The organism is Halobacteriovoraceae bacterium (genome assembly GCA_020635115.1).
GTDB lineage: Bacteria > Bdellovibrionota > Bacteriovoracia > Bacteriovoracales > Bacteriovoracaceae > JACKAK01.
Genome location: JACKAK010000007.1, coordinates 210,326 through 228,142, shown reverse-complemented (window position 1 = coordinate 228,142; position 17,817 = coordinate 210,326). Strand labels below are relative to the sequence as shown.

At 32.7% G+C, this 17,817-nt stretch carries 15 protein-coding genes; 8 read left to right on the top strand and 7 right to left on the bottom strand.

The features are described from left to right. The first annotated feature begins 108 nt into the window (after window positions 1-108). From pseB to H6622_12780, 3 genes are read left to right on the top strand one after another with little or no spacing between them, the layout of a single operon-like run. Window positions 109-1,119 (top strand): UDP-N-acetylglucosamine 4,6-dehydratase (inverting), encoded by a 1,011-nt coding sequence (pseB, locus tag H6622_12790; GenBank protein ID MCB9062390.1) that lies wholly within the window; start codon window positions 109-111, stop codon window positions 1,117-1,119. Between the two features lie 2 nt (window positions 1,120-1,121). Then, entirely contained in the window at window positions 1,122-2,264 is a 1,143-nt protein-coding gene (pseC, locus tag H6622_12785; protein ID MCB9062389.1) for a UDP-4-amino-4,6-dideoxy-N-acetyl-beta-L-altrosamine transaminase, read from the top strand. A gap of 4 nt (window positions 2,265-2,268) precedes the next feature. Then, window positions 2,269-3,552: a hypothetical protein gene (locus tag H6622_12780; protein ID MCB9062388.1), complete on the top strand. Its 1,284-nt coding sequence runs from the start codon at window positions 2,269-2,271 to the stop codon at window positions 3,550-3,552. Here the strand turns inward: H6622_12780 and H6622_12775 are convergent. The 3 genes from H6622_12775 to H6622_12765 are packed head-to-tail and all read right to left on the bottom strand — an operon-like array spanning window position 3,544 to window position 6,502. Further along, the gene (locus H6622_12775) at window positions 3,544-4,554 is read right to left on the bottom strand and encodes a glycosyltransferase family 2 protein (protein ID MCB9062387.1); all 1,011 of its coding nucleotides are present in this window, start codon (window positions 4,552-4,554) and stop codon (window positions 3,544-3,546) included. The genes H6622_12780 and H6622_12775 overlap by 9 nt on opposite strands. Next, window positions 4,542-5,345, bottom strand: a complete 804-nt coding sequence (locus tag H6622_12770; GenBank protein MCB9062386.1) for a glycosyltransferase — start codon at window positions 5,343-5,345, stop codon at window positions 4,542-4,544. Before H6622_12770 ends, H6622_12775 begins: the two co-directional genes overlap by 13 nt. Beyond that, complete coding sequence (locus tag H6622_12765) at window positions 5,342-6,502, bottom strand: glycosyltransferase (protein ID MCB9062385.1); 1,161 nt, start codon at window positions 6,500-6,502, stop codon at window positions 5,342-5,344. The genes H6622_12770 and H6622_12765 overlap by 4 nt, the downstream gene beginning before the upstream one ends. 80 nt (window positions 6,503-6,582) lie before the next feature. Between H6622_12765 and H6622_12760 the strand changes: the two genes are divergently transcribed. Then, the gene (locus H6622_12760) at window positions 6,583-7,647 is read left to right on the top strand and encodes a glycosyltransferase family 4 protein (GenBank protein ID MCB9062384.1); all 1,065 of its coding nucleotides are present in this window, start codon (window positions 6,583-6,585) and stop codon (window positions 7,645-7,647) included. Here H6622_12760 and H6622_12755 read toward each other — a convergent pair. Next, window positions 7,638-8,570, bottom strand: coding sequence for a GDP-L-fucose synthase (locus H6622_12755; protein ID MCB9062383.1), 933 nt, complete (start codon window positions 8,568-8,570; stop codon window positions 7,638-7,640). The genes H6622_12760 and H6622_12755 overlap by 10 nt on opposite strands. Continuing rightward, window positions 8,563-9,675 (bottom strand): GDP-mannose 4,6-dehydratase, encoded by a 1,113-nt coding sequence (gmd, locus tag H6622_12750; GenBank protein ID MCB9062382.1) that lies wholly within the window; start codon window positions 9,673-9,675, stop codon window positions 8,563-8,565. Before gmd ends, H6622_12755 begins: the two co-directional genes overlap by 8 nt. 124 nt (window positions 9,676-9,799) lie before the next feature. Between gmd and H6622_12745 the strand changes: the two genes are divergently transcribed. From H6622_12745 to H6622_12730, 4 genes are read left to right on the top strand one after another with little or no spacing between them, the layout of a single operon-like run. After that, window positions 9,800-11,176, top strand: coding sequence for an undecaprenyl-phosphate glucose phosphotransferase (locus H6622_12745; protein ID MCB9062381.1), 1,377 nt, complete (start codon window positions 9,800-9,802; stop codon window positions 11,174-11,176). 15 nt (window positions 11,177-11,191) lie between these two features. Continuing rightward, window positions 11,192-12,184: a UDP-glucose 4-epimerase GalE gene (gene galE / locus H6622_12740; protein MCB9062380.1), complete on the top strand. Its 993-nt coding sequence runs from the start codon at window positions 11,192-11,194 to the stop codon at window positions 12,182-12,184. Beyond that, complete coding sequence (locus tag H6622_12735; protein MCB9062379.1) at window positions 12,168-13,235, top strand: glycosyltransferase family 9 protein; 1,068 nt, start codon at window positions 12,168-12,170, stop codon at window positions 13,233-13,235. The genes galE and H6622_12735 overlap by 17 nt, the downstream gene beginning before the upstream one ends. A gap of 49 nt (window positions 13,236-13,284) precedes the next feature. After that, window positions 13,285-14,238: a methylenetetrahydrofolate reductase gene (locus tag H6622_12730; protein ID MCB9062378.1), complete on the top strand. Its 954-nt coding sequence runs from the start codon at window positions 13,285-13,287 to the stop codon at window positions 14,236-14,238. A 21-nt stretch (window positions 14,239-14,259) separates the two neighbouring features. Here H6622_12730 and H6622_12725 read toward each other — a convergent pair whose 3' ends face one another. Both H6622_12725 and H6622_12720 read right to left on the bottom strand, forming a co-directional pair. Then, window positions 14,260-16,134, bottom strand: a complete 1,875-nt coding sequence (locus H6622_12725; GenBank protein MCB9062377.1) for a hypothetical protein — start codon at window positions 16,132-16,134, stop codon at window positions 14,260-14,262. Between the two features lie 11 nt (window positions 16,135-16,145). After that, complete coding sequence (locus H6622_12720) at window positions 16,146-17,783, bottom strand: hypothetical protein (protein MCB9062376.1); 1,638 nt, start codon at window positions 17,781-17,783, stop codon at window positions 16,146-16,148. Window positions 17,784-17,817 lie beyond the last annotated feature (34 nt).

The following is a 17,817-nucleotide window of genomic DNA, read 5'->3' as shown; positions in this document are numbered from 1 at the left end:
TTTTGGGCCAGATCATGTTCACTCAATGTTTAAACCTGTACAGTAAAACTTGGTATTAAATGAAAAACTTGTTAAGATGCGGCACAATTATAGGACAGTGGAGGATAAATGTTAAATGGCAAAAGTATACTTGTCACAGGCGGGACGGGATCATTTGGTAAAAAGTTTATTGAAATAATTTTGAGAGAATATCCTGAAATAGAACGACTTGTCATTTTTTCGAGAGATGAACTTAAGCAGTTTGAAATGTCTCAAGAGTTTCCGCAAGCTGAATTTCCAAATCTAAGATATTTTATCGGGGATGTGAGAGATAGAGACAGATTAAAAAGAGCTTGTGAAGATATAGATATTATCGTCCACGCAGCTGCCCTTAAACAAGTTCCTGCGGCCGAGTACAATCCAATGGAATGTATCAAAACAAACATTTTTGGAGCTGAAAATGTAATTGAATCTGCATTAGAAATGGGTGTGAAAAAAGTAGTGGCGCTCTCCACTGATAAAGCTGCAGCTCCGATTAATTTGTATGGGGCCACAAAACTATGTAGTGATAAATTATTTGTTGCAGCAAATAATATGAAAGGAAAAAGAAATTTAAAATTCTCTGTAGTTCGTTATGGAAATGTTTTTGGTTCTAGAGGTTCAGTCGTTCCTTATTTTTTAGGTAGAGCACATTTAAATGAGCTAACAATTACTGATGAAAGAATGACTAGATTTAATATAACTCTTGAAGAAGGCGTGAAACTTGTCATTAGTGCTATCAAAAATGCTTGGGGTGGAGAGATATTTGTACCCAAGATTCCTTCATACAGAATTCTTGATGTTGCGAAAGCAGTGAATCCAAATGCAAAAATTTCTTATATTGGTATACGCCCAGGTGAAAAAATTCATGAAGAAATGATTACACCTATGGATTCTTTATCCACACTTGAATTTGAAAAATATTACGTAATCACTCCATCTACTCATATTTGGAATTTAGATGAATATACTGATCATTTCAAAGGCAAAAAAGTTAAGGACGGATTCAGTTATAATTCTGGCGATAACGATCATTGGTTAAACGTTGAGCAGATTCGAAATTTAATCAAAACTCAACTAGATCCTAACTTTACAGTGTAATTATGGATATCATACCTTACGGAAAGCACAAAATTGAACAAGAAGATATTGAGTATTTAAGTGATATCTTGAGAAACAAGTGGCTCACACAGGGACCTGAGATTGAAAAACTTGAAAATTCATTTAAAAAACTAACAAACGCTCCCTATGCTGTTGCCGTTTGTAATGGTACTGCGGCCCTACATTTAGCGGCCTTATCAATTCATCTTTCAAAAAATGATACCGTTATCACAACTCCTATATCATTTGTGGCCACGGCCAATTGTGCTCGTTATTGTGGTGCAGATGTTGATTTCTGTGATATTGATCCTGAAACTTACCTTATGGATTTCAATAGATTAGAAGATAAGCTCAAAACAACTAATATTTCCGCTGTTCTTCCCGTTGACTTAGGAGGACTGGCCCATAATTTAAGTGAGCTCTCTTTTTTGGCCAACAAATATCACTTTAAAATTATCGAAGATTCGTGTCATGCGATTGGAGCTCGCTATCAAAGTGAACATAAATGGTTTCACTCAGGAAGCTGTTCTCACAGTGATCTGGCAGTATTTAGTTTGCATCCGGTAAAGCATATCGCCGCGGGAGAGGGTGGAATTATAACTTGTAGAGATGAATCAATTTACAAACATCTTTTAAGATTGAGAACACATGGCATAGTTTATGATAAAAACTTTTTTGTAGGAAAAGAACTTCATCCATGGGCCTATGAAATGCAAGAGTTGGGTTATAACTACCGAATCTCTGATATCAATGCAGGGCTGGCGTTTTCTCAGATGAGAAGAATTGATCAAAATTTAAAAACGCGTAAAAAAATTGCTAAAATATATAGAGAAAGTCTTAAAGATGTCGGAGATCTCACTTTTCAAAAAGAGATAGAGGGCCAGGAGAACGCTTATCATTTGTTTATTCTACGAACGAAGCGTAGAGATGAATTATACAATTTTCTTCGAGAACATCATATCTATTCTCAAGTTCATTATATTCCCATCCATACCCAACCTTATTACAGGGGTATAAAAGAAATTAGTCTTCCAATTGCAGAAAGTTACTATAAAGAGTGTTTAAGTCTTCCCATGTACCACAGCTTAAGTGATAATGAATTAAGCTTTGTAATTGATAGAATTAGGGAATTTTTTACAAATTAATAGTATGTTTAAAACTTTCAAAGAAAAGTTTTCTTATTTTAAAGAAAATCCAAGAGAACTTTTAATAAATGTGGGACTTCAAAATATAACTTTGACTTTAATGACTAAAGGTTTGGGTTTTATTGTTGGTCTCTATGCAGTAAGAGTGTTCTCCAACACTCAATACGGTTTATTCACTTATATAATGCTGATATCCAGTTATATTCCGCTGGCCCAATTGGGGCTTTTTCAAGGTTTAATACTTGAATATCCAACGCAGCGTATTCAAAATAAAAATGAATCCATTCATTTTTTTAATGATATCAATTTTTTGTCGGTTATATTGCATACTTTAGCAGGGATTTCTCTGTTTTTTTTTGATTTTGGAGTTAGCACCAGAACAATTATTTTCTTTTATTTAAGTTTAATACTAGATCGATTTATAGAAAATAAATATGTCCATCTTACAACGCATATGGAGTTTTATAAATTGAATTTGCTTCGCTTTTTGCGCGAAACATTTATTCCCTTATTGCGTCTTTTTATCTTATTCAATTACCAAAATTTTGAATACTTTATCCTTGCCCCACTTGTGTTGAATATTCTTGTGCTCCCGTTTACAATTTTCATTCATCATAAAACAACTTTTTTTCCGACTCCCGAATTCATTAGACATATCCGTCTGGCCTATAAGGTTGGTTTTCCGGCCTATTTACTTGCGGCAATGGATAGTTTCTTTTTAAGTCTTGATAGGTTGTTTATTTCAAAGTTTTATGAAATTGAGCAACTGGCCGTTTATGGTTTTTTTACGACAATTACTCTTGCAGTTAACCTTCTCATTACGAGTTATATGGCGCCAAAAGTACAGATTCTCTGGAATTTGATTGCGCAGAACAATCATTCAGAGGCATCTGATTATTTTAAAGCGGCAAAAAAAAGAGTTTATCTACTTTTGATACCACTTGTAATAATGTTAATTATATTTTTCCCGATTATGACAAAATATATTATCAAAAAGTTTCATGACGATTGGGCTCTGTATCTTTCATTAATATCTATTAGTTTTTTATTTTGTAGTAATATTATTAATATCGACTATATGCTCGGAAAAAATCAAACCAAACACCTATTGAGATTTCAGGGGGAGATACTTGTTTTAAATCTTATATTAAACAGTATTGTAAGCTATCTCAAGATTGATATCATTTATTTTAGTTTTGCGACCATAATTAGTTTATTTCTTTACTATATTCGATGTCAGAATTGGATTAAGAAAGACAAACTTCTCAGATATGAAAATCTAAGTTGACTTCATCTGGGTTGATTTTTTAAAAAAATTCTCCAGTACACACTTTAAACTTTTGATCGATGTTTTTATTGCTAAGATAAACATTTGTTTTAATAATTTAACTTTATAAAATAAATTCAAGTCTTTACTGAATTTAAAAATATTAAAAAAATAAGAACAAATACCAAACCCATTAAATTTCTTTTGCCGAGTGTATGTTGTATAATAATCGAGAATTTGCCATTTTAAAAAAGAGTAAATGTACTTATTTTTTTGTGTTGAAAAGAAGTCATTATTTAATACGATAAGAGATTTTGTGATGACATCAATTTGTGAATCGTAAAGAGTTTTAACATCATTGTTTGAAGTCGACAAAGATTGATCATGATATCTAAAAAAATACATGGGAGTTGAAATAAAAACTAATTTATCAAGTAAAGAAGCTTTTACTCCTAATAATGTATCCGATCCTAGGGATACTTTTTTCCCTACTTTTTCCATTCCATCAATTTCTCTGAGTTTCTCAGTATTATAAACTCCGATGCAACCTTGAGTGTACCAGTTTCTATTTAAAAAATTTGAAAGATATTCAGATTTGTCTACCTGCTTTAATTGGTATATTTCATGAGGAATTGGTTTTTTGTCAATAAATGTTTCTATCAGAGGGAAAATATAATCAGGATGAGAATATTCGTTAATGGCATCATTTACGGCCTTAAGAAAGTTTGGATGAAGTAGATCATCGTCGGCAATGTATGAAAAATATTTTGTATCTGCAAGGTTGAGCATTTCACGCATATTACCTATTTCACCGAGGTTGTTTTTATAATTAATTATTTTTATTCTCTGGTCAGTCGATCCAATGTCTTCAGAATTGATTGGTACTGATATATAGTCATTTCCTATAATAATTTTAAAATTTGCCTCAGTTTGATCAAGAATAGATTGGACACATTCTTTGAGCATTTCAGGTCGATTATAGGTGGTTATAGCAAAAGTAATATCGTAAACTAGTGATCCCATTTTAAACGTCTCCACATTTTGACAAAAGAGCTGAGTCCAAATCTTGCAAGGTAAGATTTTAATCTTATTCTGAATTTTCTTTGTCTCTGAAATGCTTTGGCCTTAGGAGTTAGAAAAGCGTATTTTTCTAAGATTTCTTCGACTTCAATAATTGATCTTAGTTCATATTTCCAAGATACTCCGCCGGCCATCATTTTTACTAATGGTTCACCTTTTAAATAAACACCTTTAAACTTGGGTTGATCTGGAGTTTTATACATCCTACAGATCAAATCGTAGTCCATAGTAAATTTGTACTTCAAATCAAATAGTCCTATTTCATCATAAACTCTTCTTCGTACAAAAAATGTTGGGTGATTATAGGGAAGAGCATATTCCAATGAACATAAAAGTGGTTTTCTAATATTTGTTCCAAAATATTTATCTTCAAAGATCATATCTCCATGAACAAAATCGACAGAATTACCTTCAAAAATTTCCATTACTCTTGATATGACATCATTTCCGATATAGGAATCATCGGAATTTAAAAAAACGATAACTTCACCAGTTGAATTTAAAATACCCTTATTAAAACCATCTGATATGCCTTTATCTTTTTCAGAGATTAGTTTGTACTTTCTATTTGTTGATTCATACATATTGTGAATCAAATTAATTGTATTATCTGAAGAACAATTATCAATGAACACATGCTCGATATCTAGGTAATCTTGTTTCAATATAGATTCTATTGTTTTTACAATTGTATTTTCTGAATTAAAGCTAAGGGTTATTATTGATACTATCATAAAAGAGACTCGTATAATTTAATAAATTTATTGGCCACATTATCTATATAAAAATTCTCATTTTTAGTTTCCATATCTAATTTTTTTATATTTTCAATTATATAAGAAATACCTAAAGCGAAATCTTCAGTATCAAAAGATCTGGCCAAATATCCATTCACTTTATGATTGATAATGTCTTTGGTTCCAGAAAAGTCAAAAGCTACAACTGGAGTTTCACACTGAAGAGATTCTAGGGCCATAAGTCCAAATGATTCAACTCTTGAAGGTACACAAACTAGACTCACACTAGAATAAAGAGCAATCAAATCTTCATACTTTTCTAGCTTCGGAATACACACTGTATTTATATTCTTAAAATACTGCCCAGGATTATCTGCTCCGAGTAACACAAGCTCAATATCAAAAACATTCAAAATCTTAAGGGCCTCATCGAGTAGGTCAACACCTTTATTTTTATCTAACAATAAATCATTAGCACCAAATAGAAGGGTCATTTTACTTTCAGAAATATTATATTTACTAAGAATATCTTTATTCTTTATTCTTTTAAACATATGAGGATCAATCCCATTGGGGATAATCTCAATTTGTGAATTATGACCCAATGCAGATTTTTTAACCATTTCAAGCATCCACTGACTTGGCACAGTTAAAGTGATATTAGGGAGTCCAAAGATTCGTTGCTTCTTTTTAAACAAATACTTTGCGATTTCTATAAAATGTTGATTAAAAAGTGGACAATTTTCACAAGATGATTCAAATTGGCGACACTCACCTACTACGTGACAACCACCTGTTACTGGCCATAAATCATGTAGAGTCCAAATGATCGGATTTTTTATTTTACTGACTTGATCGATAGAAATCAGACCGTTGTTAATCCAATTGAGATGGATGATCTGTTTTTCACTTTTAATATGGCCCTTAATATTAATGCTAGAAAACAGTCCATTGGACCATAGTGCCCCAGGTTTTTTTTGAAATATTTTATTGGGTATTTTATCAAAAAAAGTTGATAAATGTTTTCTCTTATGAGCATTGATGAGTCTGGCCTGGATCTTCTTTTTGCAAAGTGCGTCATACAGTCGTTCAGTCGCTATGCCAGCTCCTCCGGTATTTTTAGAATAATTAAAAAGCAAGACATCAATATCCAATATAATCCTCAGAAAAAAAATCTTTAATATTTTGTAGTATATTATTTATCAATAAGCCTGGCCGTAATAAAGTAAATTCTATGAATGTTTTAATGTTAACACTACGCTCGGATATGGGTGGTGGCCCTAAACATCTTCTCCAACTTGCACAAAGCATTAAAAAAGATGCTCCTCATATTCGTATATTTTCTGCTTCACCACTAGATCCACCATTTGGAGAAGAGCTTAAAAAACTTTCATTTCAACATATAGAGTTGGAGCATCGTACATTCAGATTGAAGTATCTAATTAAGATTTTAAAATTGTGTAAGCAATACAATATTTCAACAGTTCATTCCCATGGAAGAGGCGCTGGAGTTTATTCTAGGCCTTGTAAGTTTTTAGGGATTAATGTTATTCATACATTTCATGGGATTCATCAAGAAAATAATCTTATTGGTTTAATGAAACATTTTTTAGATATCTTTTTGAAAAGTTTAACTGACAAATTTATTTGTGTTTCAGATGATGAACATAAAGAGGCACTTCGCGCAAATATGTGTGATAAAAAAAGTGTCGTTGTGATTAGAAATGGGATTGATGTTGCTGAATATAATACTGAATACAAGATTAATCGCGAACGTTTAGTGTTGGGAACTTTGGCCAGATTTAATTTTCAAAAGGGATTAGATATTCTTATCGATTATATCGGGCAATATAAGCACGATTATCCACATACACGTTTTGAATTTCTATTAGCTGGAGATGGAGAGCTAAGAATTAAACTTGAAGAAAAAATTTCACTAAAAAATTTAAATGATTCAATCAAGCTTTTAGGCGTCATGGAACCAACGGCCTTTTTAAATTCTTTAACTATTTATATTAGTTTTGCGAGATGGGAAGGACTGCCACTTTCAGTGCTTGAGGCCATGGCCATGAGACGTCCATGTTTATTATCAAATGTGACAGGACACACTCAATTTGCGAAGAATTCATCGGTAGAACTTTTTAATCTTGATCAATACGATGAATTTAAAAACAAACTAACTAATCTCATCAATTCCGAAGATATCTTACAAAAATTATCGTCAAATGGAAGAAAATTAATTGAAGACGAATATTCTCTCAAAAAAATGGTGGAATATACAATAAAGCTCTATAAATAATTTTCTCTATAAAAATTGACGGCCAAATTAAGTCCCTCATCAAGAGAAACTTCAGGCGCCCAACCCAAAGATTTTATTTTTGATATGTCCAAAAGCTTTTTCATCGTTCCATCTGGTTTACTTGTATCAAAGAGTAGTTCACCTTCAAATCCAACTTTATCTTTTAGCATGATGGCCAAATCTTTAATTGAAATATCTTCACCTGTTCCAATATTGATTAAATCTGGTAGTTCATTTGTATAGTTCATCACATAGACACACGCGCGGGCCATATCATCAACATAGAGAAACTCCCTTTTTGGCATTCCACTACCCCAGACTTTAAAAGTTTTATCACCATCTGACTTAGCTTTAAAAAAACGGGCAATTAATCCAGGAATAACATGTGAGTTTTCGAGATCATAGTTATCATTAACCCCGTAAAGGTTTGTTGGCATCACACTATAAAACTGGTCCCCATATTGTCTTCGAAAACTTTCGGCCGTTTTAAGACCAGCAATTTTTGCAATAGCATAGGGTTCATTTGTTGGTTCTAGAGGGCCTGTAAGTAGTGACTCTTCTTTCATTGGTTGGGGACATTCTTTGGGATAAATACAAGAAGACCCTAAAAAGAGTAATCTTTTAACTTTATTTATATGAGCAGCTTCAAAAACATTGTTTTGAATCATCAAGTTTTGGTGAATAAAATCGGCCCTATAAATATTGTTGGCCATAATACCACCAACTTTGGCGGCCGCTAAAAAAACATAATGAGGTTTGTAGGTTTCAAAATAACTTAGTACTTCCTTTTGCTGAGTTAGATCTAAGGTCGTTCTGTCGGGGGTAAGTATATCTTTATAGGATAAGCGTTTAAGTTCTCTTACAATTGCTGATCCAACCAGGCCTTTAGGCCCCAAAACAAGAATACGATCTGTTTTATTCATGATATTCCATTACCTTATGCCCGCCGGCCTTCAAATACTGATCTTTCTTGAAGAGTTCAAGATCAGATATCATCATATCTTCAACTAAAGTGTCTAAATTATGTTTTGGTCTCCATCGTAATTTTTCAAATGCTTTAGTTGGATCTCCTAGTAGTAGCTCAACTTCGGTTGGTCTAAAATACCGTTCGTCAATTTTTACAACTTCTTGGCCAATTTCAATTTTATATTCAGGATTATTGCATTTTAAAACTTTTGCAATTTCATTAACGCCCACTCCTGAAAATTCAAGTTCAACTCCAATATGTGAGAAAGCTTTAACGACAAAATCTCTAACAGTCGTTGTCACTCCAGTTGCAATAACAAAATCTTCAGCCTCATCTTGTTGTAACATAAGATACATGGCCTCTACATAATCTTTTGCGTGTCCCCAGTCTCTTTTTGCATCTAAATTCCCAAGAAACATTTGCTTTTGAAGTCCTAGACCTATTCTTGATACTGCTCTTGTAATTTTTCTCGTCACGAAAGTTTCACCTCTTATAGGTGATTCATGGTTAAAAAGAATCCCATTACAAGCGTACATCCCATATGCTTCTCTATAATTTTTGGTAATCCAATATCCATAAAGTTTAGCTACTGCATAAGGTGATCTGGGATAGAAGGGGGTGGTTTCTTTTTGGGGAGTTTCTTGGACAAGGCCATAGAGTTCTGAAGTAGAGGCCTGGTAAACTCTACATTTTTTTTCAAGTCCAAGTAGTCTAACGGCCTCTAGTATGCGTAAAGTGCCAAGTGCATCGACATTGGCCGTATATTCGGGAGTATCAAAGCTTACTCGTACGTGACTCATTGCACCCAAGTTATAAATTTCATCTGGTTGAACTTCTTTAATAATTCTTATGATATTCGTAGAATCAGTAAGGTCCCCATAGTGCAATTTGAGTTTGACATCATTTTCGTGTAAGTCTTGATAGATATGGTCTATTCGGTCTGTATTAAATAATGAAGAGCGTCTTTTAATTCCATGCACCTCGTAATTTTTGCTAAGTAATAGTTCTGCTAAGTAGGCACCGTCTTGCCCTGTAATGCCTGTAATTAACGCACGTTTCATATCTTCTCCTGGATCTCAATAAGCAAAGCGATTTTAACCCTAGACTAATCATTTGTCACTTCACTCTCCACCCAAACTTGTCTTAAAATGTTGTCAATGATAAAAAACCCCCTAGGACAAAAAGATGCTCAGAAAATTAGATAAATATCTATCCCTCATTCAGCAATGTTTGGATTTTACAGTTGTAATTTTAATGTGGTTTTTGGCGTATTTTATACGTTTTGATTTTTTTCAAGGGCAACAGGGTTTGTTAATTCTTTTTGCAAAACTCTCCTTCCTCATTGGTTTGATTACTGTTTTTTCTTTTCAAAAATTTGGACTTTATAAATCTCAACGTTTTACTCGACGTGGGGCAGAGATTACGGCAGTATTTTTTGCAAATTTATATGCACATATATTCTTTATTATTGTCTTGTATTTTTTCGCCGAGACAAAGGTATCAAGGATATTTATCCTGACATATGCTCTTTTATCTACATTCACACTTACATTTGTAAGAATTGTTGTGAGAAACTATCTACGTCATCTTAGAAAAAATGGCAGGAACCTCCGCCATTACTTATTAATTGGAGATGGAAGTCAAATAGAAGAGTATATAAAAGCAATACGTTCTTATAAAGATTGTGGTATTAAAATAATTGGTTGGTTAGATTCACATGGAAAGGCAGAAGGACAAAAAGATATTAAGGATCTAGGAAATGATTTCAGTCAAATAAAAGAACGTTTTTCTCCAGATTCCTTGATTTTAAGTTATAGTCATCAGAATTCAATTTACACTCAAACTTTTTTGCAAAAATACCACAATGATCTGATCCCAATTCAAATATTACCTGATCTTCCTTTTTCATTTGTCGGCAATAAAATAGATGATTTTGCTGGTGTGCCAATTCTTAATCTCAACCGGCCGAATATAAGTGATGTTGGAAGATATCTAAAGAGAATTTTTGATATTACAGCATGTAGTTGTGGGCTGATTTTATTATCACCATTTTTATTCATTATTTCTATTGTTATTAAATTAACATCCCCTGGGCCAATTCTCTATAAGCAAGAAAGAATAGGATTAGATGGGCAAAATTTTTTCATGCTAAAGTTTAGAACGATGAGAATTGCTGTTGATAATGAGGACAAAAATGAATGGAGTAATAAGGATAATCCACGTAAGACTGTTTTTGGAAATTTTTTAAGAAAAAGTTCATTAGATGAGCTCCCTCAACTCCTTAATGTAATTAAAGGGGAAATGAGTCTTGTAGGGCCAAGGCCTGAGCGTCCATTTTTTGTAGAAAAATTCAAAGATGAAATTCCGGCCTATATGTTAAGACATAAAATGAAAGCAGGGCTTACAGGTTGGGCCCAAGTCAATGGATGGAGAGGAGATACATGCCTCAAACAACGAATTGCTTGTGATCTTTACTATATACGAAATTGGTCTTTCTGGTTTGATATAAAAATTATTTTTCTTACTTTGTGGAAAGGTCTCTTTAATAAAAATGCATACTAAAAGGGAGTAGGCAAAATGAGTGATAAAATACTCGTAACGGGTGGGGCCGGTTATATCGGTTCTCATGTCATTAAACTTCTAAATAAACAAAATTATGAAATAGTTATATTAGATAATCTTTCAACCGGAAGAAAAGAATCTGTACTTTCTGGTAAACTCATTGTTGGTGATATTTGCGACAACAAACTTGTGAGTGAGATAATTAAAAAAAATAATATAAAATCTGTCCTTCATTTTGCAGGGAGTATTATTGTACCAGAGAGTGTAACTAACCCTATTAAATATTATCAAAATAACACTATAAAATCTTTTGAGCTGATTAAAACTTGTGTAGAAAATGATGTTAAGAACTTTATTTTTTCAAGTACAGCAGCTGTCTATGGAATACCTGAAGTCGCTGAAGTTGATGAATCAACTCCCCTAGATCCGATAAATCCCTATGGAAGAAGTAAACTTATGACAGAATGGGCATTAGAAGATATTTCAAGAGCAAATCATGCTTTCAATTACGTGGCCCTTAGATATTTTAATGTTGCTGGTGCAGATATAGACAATCAACTAGGTCAATGCACTCCTATAACGACACATTTAATTAAAACAGTGGCAGAACTTATTGTAGGTAAACGTGATAAAATGTTTATTTTTGGCGATGATTATGAAACCAGAGATGGAACATGTATAAGAGATTATATTCATGTTTTAGATCTTGCACAGGCCCACCTTGATGCACTCACATATTTAAATAATGGAGGTCAATCAGATGTATTCAATTGTGGTTATGGACAAGGTCATACCGTTAAAGAAGTAACTGACAAAATGAAAGAAATGTATGGAAGTGGACTCAATATTCTTATAGATAAAAGAAGAGAAGGAGATCCACCGTGCTTAATTGCAAAGAGTGAAAAAATTAAAAAAACTTTTGGCTGGACTCCAAAATATAATGACTTAAACATTATTCTAAAAACTGCAGTAGATTGGGAAAAAAAGATTAATGAGCAGAACAAGTAAACTTTCAAAAAAAATAGATCTTTATTTGGGAAGTTTGATACTCTTTTTACTTGGTCTGATACATGATAAAAAGAAAAAACCAGCAGAGATATATCAAATTGGTGTACTCAAGGAAGCTGCGATTGGTGACACTATTCTCGTTTGTGCCATTCTCGAAGACTTAAAGATAAAATACCCTCATGCAAAACTAACGCTCTTTCTGGGTGAAAGTAACTACCTCATGAGAGAGCTCATTCCAAGAAATGTCGATTGCGTGTATCTTCCTGTTAAATCACCTTTAAAAGCTTATAAAGTTTTAAAAAACTACCACTTCAATGTTTTTATTGATTTAGGTTCCTGGCCAAGAATTAATTCAATCTACTCATACTTTTCTAATTCAGAGTTTGTCATTGGTTTTAAAACCCTAAGTCAGTATAGACATTATGCTTATGATGCATTTAGTTTGCATAATCCCAAGATACATGAACTAGATAATTACCGTAATCTCATATCAGAATGTTTAGATGTACAAGTACATCACTTGCCACATTTAACAAATATTGTCCCACATTATCTGGATTGCAAATATTGTGTGTTTCATTTGTGGGCCGGTGGAGAAAATGGTCAGCTTAGAGAATGGCCAATAGAAAAATGGGCAAAAATTGGTGAATTTGTTAACTCTCATGGATTTGTCATTTATCTAACTGGTTCCCCAGCTGAAAAAGTTAAAAATGATGATTTTTTGAAGAGATATAAATTATTTGCAAAAAATTATGCAGGAGAAAAGCTGTGTAAAACAGCTGGACTTATAAAAGAGGCACATTTTACAGTTAGCGTTAATACGGGAATCATGCACCTTAGTTGGGCACTTGGAACTAAGACTATTTCATTAAATGGCCCAACTAACTCTGAACGTTGGGGAGCGATTGGAATTAATTCTTACAATATTAATTCTTCTATAAGAGGTTGTGGATTTTTAAATTTAGGAAATGAATATCAAGGTCATCGTAAGGATTGTATGGAATATATTGATGAGAATATGTTAATAAAAGTTCTCGAGAAAATGATTTAAATATTGTTTCATTTCCCTTATTCTAGGCAGCGGACAACAAGGAAATTAAATGAAAGTCATTGAGCATATTGAGAAGGCAAAAAACCCTTTTATAACTTTTGAAATCGTTCCTCCTGGGCGTGGAAAAAGTATTCAAGATATTACCAATATTGTGAAGGCCATCGCAGAATATAATCCCCCTTGGATAGATGTTACGTCTCATGCAGCGGAGGCGATTTACGTGAGAAATCCAGATGGAGGAATTCGAAGAGTTATTCACAAAAAAAGACCCGGTACAGTTGGAATTTGTGGAATAATTCAAAACAGGTTTAAAATAGATACAGTCGCGCATCTCTTATGCAGAGGTTTCACTAGAGAAGAAACTGAAGATGCACTCATTGAGCTCAATTACCTAGGAGTTCATAATGTTTTGGCCCTCAGGGGGGATGAGACAAATTATCAGAAGGAAAAAAATAAAGACCGAACAGAGAATAGATACGCAGGGGATCTCGTTGATCAAATTTCACAAATTAGACAAGGAATTTATCAAGAAGAGGTTAACACACCAAGGCCCTTAGATTTTGGAGTAGGAGTAGCAGGTTATCCCGAAAAGCATTTTGAGTCCCCAAATTTACACAAAGATATTCAGTTTTTAAAAAAGAAAGTTGATTTTGGAGCTGACTATGTGATGACGCAGATGTTTTTTGAAAATAAACATTATTTTAATTTTCTCGAGCTTTGTAGAGATGCTGGTATAAATGTTCCTATTATTCCTGGATTAAAAATTATCGATAAGCCAAGACAACTGACAAGTATACCAAAGTTTTTTTACTGTGACTTACCGGATGAACTTGTAAATGAAATGAATGATAATCCTGAGCATATCAAAGAGATTGGTGTGAATTGGGCATACAATCAGGCCTTTGAATTGATGGAAAAAGGTGCACCTGGTGTTCATTTTTATGTCATGAACAATATAGATGTCATTCAGCAAGTTGTAGATAGATTAAGAAAAACGAGTTAAACTTTCAGTTTTTTAAAAAAATTATCTTAACCCAATAAATTTTTGGCCATCAAATTTATAGAGTACTTTTGAATCAGTATTAAAAATGTTTTTAAATCTTTTTTGAAAGAGCTGTTCAACGTTTCTCAGTAATAAATAATCAAATTTCTTTAAATATTCTAACGCATCTTCCTCACTTGAAAATTCTTTTTTTGTACTATAGGTATTAATATCCATGAAATGAGTTCTATGTGGAATAAGAGAATAGATGGCCATCACTTGTTCTTCAGCATTAACGCCAGTGCCGATGGGTGAAAAAGTGAAAAATATATCGAGTTGTTTTTTACTATTAATTAAATCAGGGTACGCAATATCCTGTTCGATTTTTTTTCGTACTTCTAGATTAGAGTTTTGAGCAAGTTTTTTTACAGGTTTAATTGATGTGCCGATTGAAGGAAATGAAAAAATCCAGTGAAAAACTAATATTATGGGTAGAGTATATTGGGTCACTTTTGCGAGTTTTTTATGTTCTAAAAAATAGAGTCCTAGAACAAGTATAGCAAGTGCTCCATAAAAAGTTCTAACATAACGAGAGTAGCAAAAGAGAGCATCTATAGCAAAATTGTGATTTTTACAAACAGTTGTCCAAAATATAATAAGTAAACCAAGGTACAAGAATGGACCTATTAAAAAAGTTGAGATGTAGAAGAAACGGTTAAATTTCTCTTTGTTTTTTAATGATAACAAGAAAGCAATCAGCGCGAATAAAATTGTCCAATAAACCGTTCCTCCAAATGAGGAAGAATATTTTGATAACGAAAATTTGGTCATGATAAATCCGTTACCCGGATCAACCTCACGGTTTAGATTAGTTTCAAAAACTTCATTTTTAAAATGTTTTAAGACAAATTCTCTAGATTCATCCATTTTTAAAAAGCGTGAAATTAATGATTCTGTAGAGGGAGAATTTTTAAACTTGTCTAAATCTGCATTTTTTTTATAAATAATCCAACTAACTGTGCAAAGAAATAAACACAAAAAAGAAAGCATAGGGGCCTTAATCAATTTTTTCCATTCTGTTTTTCTTTTGAAAAAGAGCTTTATTGTCCAAATAATCATTCCACCTGCACCAAAAGCAAGAGCTGTCCCTTTGATAAGTGCGCCCAAACTTAGCACTATGCCAAGAACAAGACTATTTTGAATGGTTATGTCTTTTGTATAAATATAAAAAAGCATTATTCCAAAGAGGCATGCCGTAATAGTATCGACTCTTAAATTCGTCATGCCTTCGCCAAATGCAGCGACTATAAAGAGCATACTCATAAAGAAGAAGATTAATTTTTTCCAGTCTTTTAAATTTTGATATTTGGGAAACACTAGATCAAAAATTGGATAAAAACAAAGTAACAAAAAAGTGTAAATAGCGTAAGAAGCACTAGAATCTTTAAATTTAAAACCTTGAAAAAAGACTTGAATGAGGGCAATTCCTGGAGCGTAAAGAGAGGATACTGATTCATCTAGACGGTTATTGAAGTCCCAGTAACGATTCATTATAGATAAATACTTAACCATATTGGTGATAATATATTGATCATGTCCATAGACATATCCACCAAATGTTTGGGCGTAAGCAACAAGGGAGCCCGTTATAAGAAATCCCATTGCTGGATTGAAAGTTTCTGTCAAGCTTTGTTGTTTTTTGTATATTTTAAATAACTCAAGGAAAAGTAGAATCAAACCAGTGAATTGAGCTAGTATAACAAAATATTTACCGGCCGAAAAAAAGTAAAGAAAATAGGAAATATATGCTATCGAAGATATGACAAAGAGTGGAATAAAATTTTGATTATTTGTACTAAAATAATTTCGGGCTTTTAGAGTAAATCCAATAATAGAGAAAACATATAATATTTCCATATGACCACCCCTTAACTCTTTAATCCATATTCGCCCAGAGTATTTCTTACAAAGTTTCTCAGTTTTGTTTTTAAATCTAGATATCCCTGAAGAAAACTTGATGTGTAGAATGGATTATTTTTTGGAGAAGAGACAAGCTCTTTTATGGCCTCAAAACTCTCGATCTTATTCATTTTTGATAAACCATCAGGAAGGAGATATGTGTAAATATACGTTTTGTTACTTTCGCATTTTAGCCCTTGATGAATATAATTTTGATTATCATTAGAGAATGTTACATCTCCGTATTTGACTCTCTCAATATTAATTGTACTCACTTTAACTTTTGTCCCAAAACGATATGCCAGAGACCTTTGCAAATCATAGGTATCGATATTAAAAGTAATTTCTTTAAGTAAATTATTAGGAGCATAGAGAGGAACGTCGGCAAGAAAGCAAAGTTCATCTAAATTAACCTGAGGATTTGAGTCTTTTAGATTTTTTATTTTTTCTTGGATATCGTTTTGAATTTTTTCAGTGATTGCATATGAATGAATATAATTATCTCTTTGAACGAGGAAAGTGAAAATATACAAACAAGTCATGAAAGACATAAATATTGTTCTTCTTTTCAGATTCGGAATAAGACTGCTTAATAGATATATCAAAAATGGAATAGTAAAAGACATGCCAATGACGGCCCTATTTGAATAGGCCTTAAGGGTTGGGACGGAACCTACGGGAGTGTGAAGTACTGCGTTTAAACCAAACATAAAGAAAACAAAAATCAAAGTTATATATAATAAATCTTTTTGATTATTTTTGGACTGTTTAATATTTTCAAAAATATCTCCACCTTTTTTTCCAAAATAATAACTTAGTCCAATGAGACCTATTACCGGCAAAATAATAAAAAGTTTTACAAAGATTAAAACATAGACAAGAGAACCAATCAGAGCATGTGGTAAGTCTAACAAAATCAAAGCTGAATAATGAAACAATGCTCGTACAAAGCTTATAAGCAGTCCCGAGATTGAAGTTATTCTCACTTTCTCGGGAATATTGACTGCATACATAGGGGCAATCCCTTTTTGAAATACGAGTATAAATATTCCGATTAAGAAGAAAGAGACTAACAATTGGATAAATTGGATACGAGCATTTTTTTCTTTTAAACCAAAAATTAAAAAAGGCAAGCATAGATTAATAGGCAAAAGAGTGAGAGGGATTTCATAAGTAAGAAGAGAGAGAATATATAGGCCTAAAGAAATAAAGAGATATTTTTTTAGGCCAGTCATATGATATTTTTTTTGGAAAATTAAGGAAAAACTCCAAATCATGGCCGCAAAAGTAGTTAAAGATTGAAGACCAGGAGAAAAATAAACGGCCGTCCCCATTGCTGGGAAGAGAAACATTACAAATAAAAGTGTCTGAAGTTCTTTAGAAACAATATCTTTCAGTACAGTATAGAGATTGAAAGCAATAATAAAAAACATGAATATATTCTTAAAAATCCACATTACTTGAGAATCTTTAAAAAGTATTGTTGAAATCAAATAATAGAATGGATCAACTGGGCGATTTCCAAAAGTACTTTGTAACGTACCTAAGACATAATCAATGAGACTAGGCAAATAAGGCAACTCTGCAACATGCCAATCATCTGCCAAAAACCCTCCACCTAGTACATAAGGAAGGTGTCCA